Origin of the sequence: Clostridium sp. HV4-5-A1G, from assembly GCF_900184915.1 — a bacterium.
Classification (GTDB): domain Bacteria; phylum Bacillota; class Clostridia; order Clostridiales; family Clostridiaceae; genus Clostridium_B; species Clostridium_B aromativorans.
Genome location: NZ_FXYI02000141.1, coordinates 1 through 9411, shown reverse-complemented (window position 1 = coordinate 9411; position 9411 = coordinate 1). Strand labels below are relative to the sequence as shown.

The window sequence follows — 9411 nt, the reverse complement described above, 5'->3', positions numbered from 1 at the left end:
TCACCCTTTGATGTATTCCTCACTGATGACGAAAACCTTGATAACTGCAGAAACATTGTTCAACCAGATATATCAGTAATATGTCATAAGAATAAACTGAATGATAAGGGTTGTATTGGACCCCCAGATCTAATTGTTGAGATAGTGTCACACTTCAAACCATCCAATGATTATATACGCAAATTAAGCCTATACATCTCATATAAGGTTCGTGAATAATGGATAGTAAATCCTATGGAGAAAAGTATACTGATATACAAACTTGACGATACAATGAATTATGGAGCTCCTAAAGCTTATTCCTTTACAGATAAAATAAAAGTCGGGATATATGATGATTTAGAAATTGATTTTAATAACTTAAATGTGTAGTTACTACACAAAACATCATAGTAACTACTAGATTAAACTTAAAAGGGGATGATTTTCTATGGCCGCTATAGAAAAAAGAGGAAAAAACTCATATAGGCTTACAGTGTCCTGTGGCTATGATAAAAGCGGTAAAAAGATTAGAAAGTATAAAACCATTAATCTATCTGATATCAAGCCTAATAAGCAGCTGGAAGAGGCACAAAGGCAATTTGTATTATTTCAGAATGAAATCGAAAAGGGACTATATCTTGATGCCGGCAAAATTACCTTTGAAGATTTCATACATAAATGGTTAAAAGATTATGCAGAAAATGAGCTGGCGCCTAAAACATTTTTCAGCTATAAAAAAATATTGGAAAGCCGAATAATTCCCGCTCTTGGCCATATAAAATTAAATAAGCTGCAGCCAACACATTTAAATGAGTTTTATAACAATCTCAGGGAAAATGGTATAAGACTTGATAAAAAATACACTCCAAACAAAAATTTCGATAAAATCATTTCAGAATCAAGAATCACTTTAAAAGATATTGCCTCTAAAGCTGGAATTCAGTACAGAACCATCAAAGGTATTAAAACTGGAAAAAATTTCACACTATCTACAGCCACTAAAATAAGTGAAGTATTAGGAGTAAATATTGATACTATATTCAATACAGTTGAAAAAACTGGACCGCTGTCTGAAAGAACTATACTATATCATCACAGAATCATATCAAGCATACTTACCTCTGCAGTTCAATGGCAATTCATATTGAATAATCCTGCATCACGTGTGAAACCTCCCAAAGTTGAAAGAAAGGAGGCAAGACATTTTGAGATTGACCAGGTGGAATATATACTACAGCTGGTAGAATATGAGCCAATTAAATATAAAACCATGGTATATTTGTGTATATATGGCGGTATGAGAGCAGGAGAATTAAATGGCCTAGAATGGTCCGATTTGGATTGGGATAATGAAGTATTAAGAATACGCCAGGCTTCTCAATACTTACCCGATAGAGGCATATTTACAAAGTCTACAAAGAATATGAGCAGTGATAGAGTAATAGCACTTCCCGACACTGTTATGGCCGTAATGAGACAATATAAACTATGGCAGAATGGTGTAAAAGCTGATTTGGGAAATTTATGGGTTGACAGCAACCGTATATTTACCAAACGCAATGGTGCCCCTATATTTCCGCAAACTTTAGGTAAATGGTTCTCCAAATTTATTAAAAGGCACAACAACAGAGTCCTCAATGATAGTAGCATACCTAAGAAAGATAAAAAGAAATACTTACTCGATAACGTAAATTTCCATGGATTAAGACATACCAGTGCAAGTCTATTAATCGGCCAGGGCATGGATGTTGCCACAGTATCTAAAAGACTAGGCCATGCAGAACCCTACACTACACTTAAAATTTACACTCATGCACTTCAAAGAGCAGATAGAGAAGCTGCCAACAAACTTGAAAATTTATTTAACAAACCTGAAAAAGGTAAAAAGCAAGGCTAAAATAGTCCTGCTTTTTTATTGTATATTTTAGCACTCTTAACTCGTTTTTTATTTGAGTAGTCTCCAAATGGTCTCCAATTTAACATTTTTATTCATTTTATACAAAAAATTAAAAGCCTGCAATACGTTGATATTACAAGCTTTATACTTGGTGCTCCCAGCAGGAGTCGAACCTGTGACCTACTGATTACGAATCAGTTGCTCTACCTACTGAGCTATAGGAGCAAAGACACAATACTATTTTAATACAAATCCTGACTATAATCAAATATAAATTAATTTTATTTCACAATATTATTCTTTACTAACAATTCACAATGATATATTGACTTACTCTTGATGAATTACGTCAAGATTCCCAAATTTACTGAACTGTCCCATCCATGCCAGTTTTACCGTCCCCGTAGGACCATTTCTCTGTTTCGCAATAATACATTCTGCTATATTTTTCTCTTCTGTTTCCTTATTATAGTATTCATCTCTATATAAAAACATAACTATATCCGCATCCTGTTCTATGGATCCAGATTCTCTCAAGTCAGAAAGCATAGGTCTATGATCTGTTCTTGCTTCTGGGGCACGTGATAACTGAGATATAGCAATAATAGGACACTGCATTTCCTTGGCAAGAGCTTTAATAGATCTTGATATTTCCGACACTTCCTGCTGTCTATTCTCTGAACTTCTTCCTCCTCTCATAAGTTGAAGATAATCCACAATTATGATATCTATACCCTTCTCTATTTTCAATCTCCTGCATTTAGATCTCATTTCCATAATTGATATACCAGCTGTATCATCTATAAAAATTTTTGAAGCAGCCAAAGGCCCTGAAGCTCTAGCAATATTTTCCCAATCTTTATCTTCCAAATTTCCAGTCCTGAGTTTTAACATATCTATATGGGCTTCAGAACATAATAATTTATACGCCAGCTGTTCTTTTGACATTTCAAGAGAAAATACAGCTACTTTTTTCCCTTCTCTCAAAGCTGCATATTCTGCTATATTAAGTGCAAAAGTCGTTTTGCCCATGGAAGGTCTTGCTGCTACTAGAACCATATCTCCTTTTTGAAATCCTGAAGTTTTGGCATCTAGTTCTCTAAATCCTGAAGCTATTCCTGTAGTTTCACCCTTATTGTTAAATAATCTTTCTATCTCAAAAAATCCTCTTTCAAGCACCACATTCATAGGCTCAAACTCCGATGTTTTCATATTGTTGGAAAGATCAAATATAGATTTTTCAGCCATATCAATGGTTTTTTCCACATCATCTTGATTATTATAGCTCTCCTCTATTATTTTTGTAGAAGCTTTAATAAGCTTTCTAAGGGTAGATTTATCTTTGATAATTTTTATATAAGATTGCAAATTAGCTGTGGATACAATAGATCCGCTTAGCTCGCTTATATAAGTTATTCCTCCGGCAGCATCAAGCTTGGACTTTGATTTTAAATTTTCCGTCAATGTTATTATATCAACAGCAATATCTTTTCTATATAGATCAAGTATGGAATCAAATATAACTTTATGGGCATCTTTATAAAAATCCTCAACCTTTAAGACCTGCATTGACTCCACTATGGCGGTTTTATCAATAAGCATTGATCCAATTACACTTTGTTCAGCCTCTATATTATGAGGTATATTTTTAAAAGGTACATCCATGGGAACCTCACTCCTAAGATTTTAATATTAAGTAAATTTATCTAGATTCACAATACCCACGATATCTATTCAAACATTATATCCATAAGTTCTTCTATATTGGATATAGTTCTTATCTTTATATCCTCGATATCATCAGATACATCTCCTAAATTTTCTTCAGGTATTAATACAGTTTTTATTCCCTTTCTTTTTGCACCGTAGATCTTTTCGAAGATACCCCCTACAGGTTTTATATTACCTCTTAAAGATATTTCACCTGTTACTGCTATATCCTGCCTTAAAGGTTTATTTAATAGAGAACTTATAATACATACCGTAATAGCAGCCCCTGCTGAAGGTCCGTCAATCTTTCCACCTCCTATTATATTCACATGTATATCATAATCCCTTATATCCTTATCAGTAGTCTTTCTTATAACCGAAGCCGCATTAAACACCGAATCCTTTGTCATACTTCCTGCAGTATCATTGAATCTTACAATTCCCTTCCCATTCTCTTTAGCTTTAAACACCACTGATTCTATTTCTATAGTATCTCCTATATATCCCATCACTCCTAATCCATAAATATGCCCTACTTCATATTTCTTTCTTGGAATAATTTCTTCAAAAGAAACAAGTCTACTTATGGATATAACCTTTTGCAAGTCATCTACTGAGATATTAACTTTATCCTTTATACCCTCAGCTCCACTATTATAGAGTACATAACCATAGGCATCCGCTAATATATTGACTGCCTTTCTTCCTTCAATGGTATATTTGCTTATAAGCTCAGATACACCATCTTCTATTTCTATATGAAGCTTATCAGCTGCATTTTCCACTATTCTTTTTATATCTTTTATAGAAAGTGGTTCAAAATAAACTTCAGTGCACCTAGATCTCAATGCAGGATTTATTTCACTAGGAGCTTTTGTAGTAGCACCTATTAGTAAAAAATCTGCTGGAGCTCCTTTTTCAAACAAATACTTTATATATTTGGGGATATTTTCATCATCTGGATCATAATATGAAGATGAAAACTGAACTCTCTTATCTTCTAACACTTTAAGAAGCTTGTTCTGAAGCATTTCATCTAATTCGCCTATTTCATCAATAAAAAGTACTCCTCCATGAGCCTCAGTAACAAGCCCTAATTTAGGCTCTGGTATACCAACTTCCGCTAGATCTCTTTTCGTACCCTGATAAATAGGATCATGTACAGAACCTAGAAGAGGATTTGTAATCTCTCTAGGATCCCATCTTAAAGTACTTCCATCTACTTCTACAAACTTAGCATCACTGCTAAAAGGAGTAAATTTCAACCTTTTAGCTTCTTCAAGGGCAATTCTGGCAGCTGTAGTTTTACCTACTCCTGGAGGCCCATATAAAATTATATGCTGCGGATAAGGCGATGCTATTTTCGAAATCATTGATTTTATGGCCCTTTCCTGACCCACAATTTCTTCAAAGCTTTCAGGTCTCAAAAGTTCCTGAATGTTTTTCCCAAATATTTTGGAATCCATCACTTCAAGCTTTGCATACTTTTTTAAAGTCTTTGCATTTTCGCACCCTTTTTGTTTCCTTATAATATTAAGCCTTATATCATCCATATATTTATCTTGACGTTCTATAAGATTTTTCTCCACTTCTTTTTCAATACTGTTTCTAACATACCTTTCCGCCAAAATTTCTGCAATCCAATTATTAGTATCCTCTAACGCATTCTGTGCTTCTGATTGATTTGGTACAATATCCAGACCTTTTCCATCACTTACTATTTTATTTAGAGCATATAATCTCTCTAATACATTTTTACTATTTACATAGTTTTGAAGCTTATACTTTACTATCCTGGATTTTATAGTGCCCTTATCCATCATTTTTTTCAATAAATTATTCAGTACATTCACTTGAGTATCTAATGATACAGAATTATTTATATCCTTTTTTAATCCGTCCATAAACTGCAGTTTCACAAATTTTCCTCCTTATTCTTCTTCAATAACCACTTTTATCTTAGTAGATATTTCAGGGTACAATTTAATCTCTACAAAATAGACACCAAGTTGCCTTATATTATTAATCACTATTTTTTTCTTATCTACGTTTATATTAAATTTCTTTTTAAGCTCATCCGAAATATCCTTACCCGTTATTGAACCAAACAATCTCCCATTTTCTCCCGATTTTACTGTCAGTCTTATTTCTTTCCCCTTTAAATTTTCTGCAAGTTTTTGTGCCGCTTCTATTTCTGAAATCTTCTGTTTTCTCTGTGCCTCCTTTTTATTGTTCCATATATGAAGATTTACATCATTTGCTTCCTCAGCAAGTCCTTTGGGTATCAAATAATTTCTTGCATATCCATCTGAAGTTTTTACTACCTCTCCTTTTTCCCCTAATGATTTCACGTTTTTTAGTAATATAACTTTCATCTAATTTTCATCCTCCTCGACATATTTCTTTATAACAGTTTTTAATTTTTCCAGTGCTTCATCTATAGTTACAGCTTCTAATTTTGCTCCTGCCATAGTCATATGACCACCACCCCCTAAAGCTTCAAGTATAATCTGTACATTTATATCACCTAAAGATCTTCCACTAATAAATATCTCGTCTTTTATTTTAACAAAAACAAAAGAGGCTTGAATACCAGTAATATTTAGCAGTTCATCTGCTGCCTGGGCAATTAGCAATATAGTTCCTATTTCTTCAGGACATATTGCTATGGCAATGTTATTATATATTTTTGCTGATTTTATAATTTCAGCTCTTTTTAAATAGGTATCCAGATCGTCAGAAAAAAATTTTTTCACATTTATAGTATCTGCTCCCAATCTTCTTAAAAAAGAGGCAGCTTCAAAAGTTCTCACTCCAGTTTTAAAATAGAAATTTTTAGTATCCACACATATTCCTGCAAGAAGAGCTTCTGCCTCTATAGTTTTTACTTTCGGTTTTTCCACCATATATGGTAACATTTCAGTAATTAGTTCAGAAGTAGAAGAAGCATATGGTTCAATATAATTCAGAAGAGAATTTTCAATAAAATCCGGAGGTTTTCTATGATGATCAATTATGGCCATTCTATTGAACTTTTTAACCAAATCCATATTTTGAACATATCCTTTACTATAAACATCTACTATTATGAGAAGACTGTTTTCATTTACATTATCTTCGCAATCCCTACTGTGTACAAAAGCATTCCCATATTCTTCCTCTTCTTTTATCTTATTCAGTATGAGTTTTATACTCTCATTACTATTATCCAGTATTATAAAGCATTTCTTATTCAATTGAGTTATTACGCTATGTAAACCTGCCGAAGAGCCCAAGCAATCTATATCAGGATTAATATGACCCATAATAAATACATTACTGCTGTCCCTTATTATATCTACAAGTGCCTGTGCTATCACCCTTGCTTTTACTTTGGTCCTCTTTTCAACTTCCTTGGTCCTGCCGCCATAGAACAATAACTTATCTTGAGTTTTTACTACTGCTTGATCTCCACCTCTTCCTAGTGCCAATTCTTTGGCTGATACCGCATATTTTTCATTTTCTTGTGGACTTTCTCCTCCTCTTCCAACACCTATGCTCAATGTCACCGAAAGTTTATTTCCCATATTTATTTCTCTTACAGCATCAAGTATTTCAAATTTCTTTTCCATTTCTTGTTCTATATATTTGTTTTGTACACAAAATACATATTTATTTGATTCATACTTCCTTACCATGGAATTTAAACTTTGAGCGTATATATTTATAGTTCTCTCTATTTCAGCTATTATAAGAGGCTTATCATCTTCCTCCATAGTTTTTATAACATCATTAAAATTATCTACTTCTATCAGCATTATTGTATTTTTATTCGCATCTATAGAAGACATAATATTATATGAATTCGTCACATCATAAAAATATAATATCATAATCTTATCTTTGGAGTCTTCAGAAGTTTCCACTATATTTGCATATATATCATAGTGTTTATCCTCAATCTTTATATATCTGAATATATTTTCTCTTCCATTTGCAGCTTGTTTTATGTTAAAATCTCCAGCTATATTTTTAATATTCTGCCCCAATATATCCTTACCTTTTAATATAAGTGAAAAATTCTGATTATACCATAATACATCACCGGTCATTTTTATTATAACAAGTGGAAATGGCAACTTTACAAGAGTACTTCTAGTAGCTACATCAAGTTTAGATGAAAAATCCTCTATAAATTCCTTCCATCTGTTCTTTCTAGATCTGGTATTTTTTATATTATAAATTATAAGAAATACATATAAAAAAGTAGCTGTAATACCTATATTTATATGCCCATATAATATCAGCATTAAAATAAGCACTGCAATTATTATCATATATACCTTATTGCTATTTATAAAATAATTGTACTTATTATCCATTAATATAAGCCTCCAGTTATTGTTTTTTTGATTTTCTATAAGGGTCAAGTTTCCTAAAATCAAATATCATATCTATAAAACCTGCCAAAACACAAAATAATGATAAACTGGATAAAGCTGCAAATACTATAATGATAGCAACAATTTTTTTAGATATTCTAAATTTTTTCATTAAATAATATGTTAACAATGCCAATCCATCTATAAGGAATATAAATTGTAATATAATTTCTGAAGAGGTAATCATATATTGTCCAATAGCCATATTTTCTCTATCAAATAAAATTCCACTAACAAGTATTAATCCCACTAATGTTCCCAGCCTAGTATTCATATACCATTGGTTTAAGGGTTTAATTCCATTAACTTGATATTTTAATTTTATAAGTATGGCTCTGGTTATTATGTAATTTAGATACGACAAAATAAATGAAATAATTATTATTCCTGCAGGAATAAGTCTCATAACATATTCTGGTGTAAGTACTTTAAGCATACTTTCCATAGAAGCAAATTGATTACTTGATACACCAGCTTTTTCATACATGCTTTTGCTTAAATTCATGGACTGCTTAAAATTTTCCAACATCCCATTGACAAATCCATATATTCCTTCTTTACTTATAAGCATTATATGTACAGCAAAATAAAAAATTATTCCCACTGCCATAGATATAGATAAAAATATTATAGTAGTTCCAAATTTCTTCTTATTTTTTATGCAATATCCTAAAGTCATTCCTGTTAATCCTATTAATACTATTAAAGATAATGCAGCTATGGGATTATAAAACATTGATATCAATATATCACTAGCTATGACAGAAATCAAAGCTATCTTATAATCTTGTCTAATATACAGTACAGTTATAGGTATTGGCAATATAAAATTAACAAATATAAAAAATATGGGTACATATATATTTATTAGCATTATTACTACTATAAGTGCTGTAGTTAAGCTGCCTTCAATAAGTGCCTTTGTATTATACATCCTTTTTTGCATTTTTACCTCCGCTAACTCTTTTCTTTCAGATGATTATATAATTTACTTAAATTTTTTCCATGTTGTTCTATTTTATCTTCCTCAATTATACCAACTTTCAATTTTTTTTTCATGGTTTCATCTACTTCCACATGGGAATATCCCAATCTTTCCGCAAGCAAATATAAAATTATTATTGCCCCGGAAATACAATCCAGTATGGATTCCCTTGCCACATTGCTTCCCTTTGTAAGCAATTTGAAAAAATCTCCTATTATACACAAAAGATCTGCTTTTAAATCTTCTATAATCTTAACATCATACATTATATTAAAATTCTCTTTATTCATACGTCCTTTTACCCCCCCATCATTTAACTTGACTTTAGTCCTCTTATATAATTTTACAAAACATATCCTATTCCTATAATTCTAACTTATGTATAATAATATTATACATAAGTTAGAATATAATAT

The 9411-nt window shown here is 31.7% G+C and carries 9 protein-coding genes and 1 tRNA gene; 3 read left to right on the top strand and 7 right to left on the bottom strand.

All coding sequences use genetic code 11. The features are described from left to right. The 3 genes from J5G60_RS18915 to J5G60_RS13665 form a co-directional block, all read left to right on the top strand. Positions 1–219 (top strand): Uma2 family endonuclease (locus tag J5G60_RS18915; protein ID WP_236035321.1); only part of this gene is annotated, 219 nt, incomplete at its 5' end. Positions 220–234: 15 nt separating this feature from the next. After that, the gene (locus tag J5G60_RS18910; protein WP_236035320.1) at positions 235–372 is read left to right on the top strand and encodes a hypothetical protein; all 138 of its coding nucleotides are present in this window, start codon (positions 235–237) and stop codon (positions 370–372) included. 58 nt (positions 373–430) lie between these two features. Continuing rightward, positions 431–1879: a tyrosine-type recombinase/integrase gene (locus J5G60_RS13665; RefSeq protein ID WP_190972205.1), complete on the top strand. Its 1449-nt coding sequence runs from the start codon at positions 431–433 to the stop codon at positions 1877–1879. A gap of 149 nt (positions 1880–2028) precedes the next feature. Here J5G60_RS13665 and J5G60_RS13660 read toward each other — a convergent pair. The 7 genes from J5G60_RS13660 to J5G60_RS13630 all read right to left on the bottom strand — a co-directional run bounded on the left by J5G60_RS13660 (position 2029) and on the right by J5G60_RS13630 (position 9285). Then, a tRNA-Thr gene (locus J5G60_RS13660) sits at positions 2029–2104 on the bottom strand. Between the two features lie 105 nt (positions 2105–2209). Next, positions 2210–3544, bottom strand: a complete 1335-nt coding sequence (locus J5G60_RS13655) for a replicative DNA helicase (RefSeq protein ID WP_150357032.1) — start codon at positions 3542–3544, stop codon at positions 2210–2212. A gap of 65 nt (positions 3545–3609) precedes the next feature. Then, positions 3610–5508 carry a Lon family ATP-dependent protease gene (lonC, locus tag J5G60_RS13650; RefSeq protein WP_150357033.1) on the bottom strand — a complete coding sequence of 633 codons (1899 nt, stop codon included), beginning with the start codon at positions 5506–5508 and terminating at the stop codon, positions 3610–3612. A 12-nt stretch (positions 5509–5520) separates the two neighbouring features. Then, the gene (rplI, locus tag J5G60_RS13645; RefSeq protein ID WP_150357034.1) at positions 5521–5964 is read right to left on the bottom strand and encodes a 50S ribosomal protein L9; all 444 of its coding nucleotides are present in this window, start codon (positions 5962–5964) and stop codon (positions 5521–5523) included. Further along, positions 5965–7950, bottom strand: a complete 1986-nt coding sequence (locus J5G60_RS13640) for a DHH family phosphoesterase (RefSeq protein ID WP_150357035.1) — start codon at positions 7948–7950, stop codon at positions 5965–5967. Between the two features lie 16 nt (positions 7951–7966). Then, positions 7967–8956 carry a YybS family protein gene (locus tag J5G60_RS13635; RefSeq protein WP_150357036.1) on the bottom strand — a complete coding sequence of 330 codons (990 nt, stop codon included), beginning with the start codon at positions 8954–8956 and terminating at the stop codon, positions 7967–7969. Positions 8957–8967: 11 nt separating this feature from the next. After that, a complete protein-coding gene (locus J5G60_RS13630; RefSeq protein WP_150357037.1) occupies positions 8968–9285 on the bottom strand; it encodes a MazG-like family protein in 318 nt (105 codons plus the stop codon). Positions 9286–9411: the final 126 nt, after the last annotated feature.

What these genes read in the sequence shown, in the direction of transcription:
- J5G60_RS13630 (WP_150357037.1), bottom strand. Translation starts at nt 9,285, where the DNA reads ATGAATAAAGAGAATTTTAATATAATGTATGATGTTAAGATTATAGAA.
- J5G60_RS13635 (WP_150357036.1), bottom strand. Translation starts at nt 8,956, where the DNA reads ATGCAAAAAAGGATGTATAATACAAAGGCACTTATTGAAGGCAGCTTA.
- J5G60_RS13640 (WP_150357035.1), bottom strand. Translation starts at nt 7,950, where the DNA reads ATGGATAATAAGTACAATTATTTTATAAATAGCAATAAGGTATATATG.
- rplI (WP_150357034.1), bottom strand. Translation starts at nt 5,964, where the DNA reads ATGAAAGTTATATTACTAAAAAACGTGAAATCATTAGGGGAAAAAGGA.
- J5G60_RS13665 (WP_190972205.1), top strand. Translation starts at nt 431, where the DNA reads ATGGCCGCTATAGAAAAAAGAGGAAAAAACTCATATAGGCTTACAGTG.
- J5G60_RS13655 (WP_150357032.1), bottom strand. Translation starts at nt 3,544, where the DNA reads ATGGATGTACCTTTTAAAAATATACCTCATAATATAGAGGCTGAACAA.
- J5G60_RS18910 (WP_236035320.1), top strand. Translation starts at nt 235, where the DNA reads ATGGAGAAAAGTATACTGATATACAAACTTGACGATACAATGAATTAT.